Origin of the sequence: Comamonas sp., from assembly GCF_036666375.1 — a bacterium.
In the GTDB taxonomy this organism is placed as follows: Bacteria; Pseudomonadota; Gammaproteobacteria; order Burkholderiales; family Burkholderiaceae_C; genus Comamonas.
In genome coordinates, this window is sequence record NZ_JAVWWA010000212.1 from 1 (window position 1) to 2673 (window position 2673).

General features: G+C 63.5%; 2 protein-coding genes. Both read right to left on the minus strand.

Features of this window, described 5'->3' with window-relative positions; all coding sequences use genetic code 11:
* A partial coding sequence (locus tag RR928_RS24680) for an aldehyde dehydrogenase family protein (RefSeq protein ID WP_332684714.1) occupies positions 1 to 1162 on the minus strand: 1162 nt, incomplete at its 3' end.
* A gap of 182 nt (positions 1163 to 1344) precedes the next feature.
* The coding region (locus RR928_RS24685; protein ID WP_332684716.1) for an enolase C-terminal domain-like protein at positions 1345 to 2673 on the minus strand (1329 nt) is incomplete at its 5' end.

The following is a 2673-nucleotide window of genomic DNA, read 5'->3' on the forward strand; positions in this document are numbered from 1 at the left end:
GGCCGAAGACTTCTTCGCGATTGATGCGCATGCTGGGCGTGCTGTCCACCAGCAAAGCTGGCTGCATGAAGAAGCCTTGCTTTCCGCTGCCCGTGTGGCAGTCCACACGGCCACCGCCCGAAGCAAGGACTGCACCTTCGGCCTTGGCAATTTCCACATAGGACAGGTCTTGCTCCAGCTGGGCCTGGCTGACCACGGGGCCAATGTCGGTGCCGGCGGCACGGGCATCGCCGACCTTGATTTTTGCCATGCGGGCTTGCAGGGCTTCGACAAAGGCCGGGTAGATTTTGTCGGTGACGATGAGACGGCTGGACGCCGTGCAGCGCTGCCCGGTGGAGTAAAAGCAGCTTTGCGCCGACAGCTCCACGGCCTGGGCCAGATCGGCATCGTCCAGCACCACTTGCGGGTTCTTGCCGCCCATCTCCAGCTGCACTTTTTTGCCCGAGGCGACGCAAGCTGCCGCAATGCCACGGCCCACGCCGACCGAGCCGGTGAAGCTGATGGCCGCAATGCCGGGGTGTTGTACCAAGGCTTCGCCAATCACACGACCACGGCCCATGACCAGATTGAACACACCGGCGGGAATGCCGCTGCGCTGAATGATGTCGGCCAGCGCCCAGGCGCTGCCGGGTACCAGGTCGGCAGGCTTCAAGACCACGCAGTTGCCGAAGGCCAGGGCCGGGGCGATCTTCCAGGCCGGAATGGCGATGGGGAAGTTCCACGGCGTGATCAGACCCACGACTCCGACGGGCTCGCGGGTGATCTCCACACCGATTCCGGGACGCACGGAAGGCAGGGACTCGCCCGCCAGGCGCAGGCATTCGCCGGCAAAGAACTTGAAGATCTGGCCAGCACGGGCCACTTCACCAATACCTTCGGCACGGGTCTTGCCTTCTTCACGAGCCAGCAGATCGCCGAGCTCGTCCTTGCGGGCCAGAATCTCGGAGCCGATCTTGTCCAGCGCGTCAGAACGGGCCTGGATGCCGCTGACCGACCAAGCTGGAAAAGCGGCTGCGGCTGCGGCAACGGCCGCTTCCACATCCGAGGCGTCACCCTGAGCGTATTCGCCGATGACATCGGATAGATCGCTGGGGTTGGTGTTGGGGGCGTAGTTTTTGCCTTCGACCCACTGGCCGTTGATGAGGTTGTCGTAGCGGGACATGAAGTTCTCCGTAAGAAAAAGAGGAACGCGAAGAGAGCGTTGTTCAGATCAGGGCGCAGCGTGAAAAACTGGCGCGACCCAGGCCAGAGACACCTAGCAAGAGCCGCCTTGCGGCGATGGCGTCATCACCCTCCCGCGTAGCGAGAGAGGTGGAAGCGGCAAAGCCGCTCAGGGGGTGTTTGCTACCTCACCATGCAAGGGCGTTTGTTGTCGAATTTCCAGTCAGGAATCAGGTGCTGCATGGCGATGGCGTCATCACGCGCGCCCAGGCCGTGTTCCCGATACAGGGCGTTGGCGCGCTGCAGCGCGGCGCGGTCCACGGTCACGCCCAGGCCAGGGGTCTTGGGCACTTCCACAAAACCGCCCTTGATCTGCAGCGGGTTCTGGGTCAGGTACTGGCCGTCCTGCCAGATCCAGTGGGTATCGATGGCCGTGACCTTGCCGGGGACGGCAGCCGCCACATGGGTGAACATGGCCAGCGAGATGTCGAAGTGGTTGTTGGAGTGCGAACCCCAGGTCAGGCCCCAGTCGCGGCAGGTCTGGCCCACGCGCACGGAACCGGCCATGGTCCAGAAATGCGGGTCGGCCAAGGGAATGTCCACCGACTGCAGCGACAGCGCATGCACCATCTGGCGCCAGTCGGTAGCGACCATATTGGTGGCTGTGGGCAGGCCCGTGGCGCGGCGGAATTCGGCCATGACTTCGCGGCCCGAGAAACCGTTCTCCGCACCACACGGGTCTTCGGCATAGGCCAGCACGCCGTGCATGTCGCGCATCAGACGGATGGCATCCTTGAGCAGCCAGCCGCCGTTGGGATCGAGCGTGACGCGTGCTTGCGGAAAGCGCTTTGCCAGCGCAGTGACGGCCCCGACTTCCTGCTCGCCAGCCAGCACACCGCCCTTGAGTTTGAAGTCATTGAAACCATAGCGTTCGTAAGCGGCTTCTGCCTGGCGCACGATGGATTCGGGCGTCATCGCCGTCATGTGGCGCACCTGGGTCCAGTCGTCTTGGCCCAGCTTATCTTCGCCGGGCTTGACGTAGTCCAGGCCGGTCTTGTCGCTGGGACCCACGAAGAACAGATAGCCCAGCATTTCCACGCGCTCGCGCTGCTGGCCTTCGCCCAGCAAGGCAGCCACGGGAATGCCCAGATGCTGACCCAGCAGGTCGAGCAACGCAGATTCGATGGCCGTGACCGCATGCACGCCGATGCGCAGATCGAAGGTCTGCAAGCCGCGACCGCCGGTGTCACGACCTTCCAGCGACTTTTGCACTTCTTGCAACAGCTGCAGGTGCTGGCCGATGGAACGGCCGATCAGCACCTGTTTGCTGTCCTCCAGCGCCAGACGTATGCCTTCACCACCCGGAACCTCGCCCACCCCGGTGCGACCTGCACTGTCATGCACCAGCACGATGTTGCGCGTGAAGTAAGGCGCATGTGCGCCGCTGAGGTTCATGAGCATGCCGTCGCGGCCGGCGACGGGGATGACTTCAATCTCGGTGATGGTCGGGGT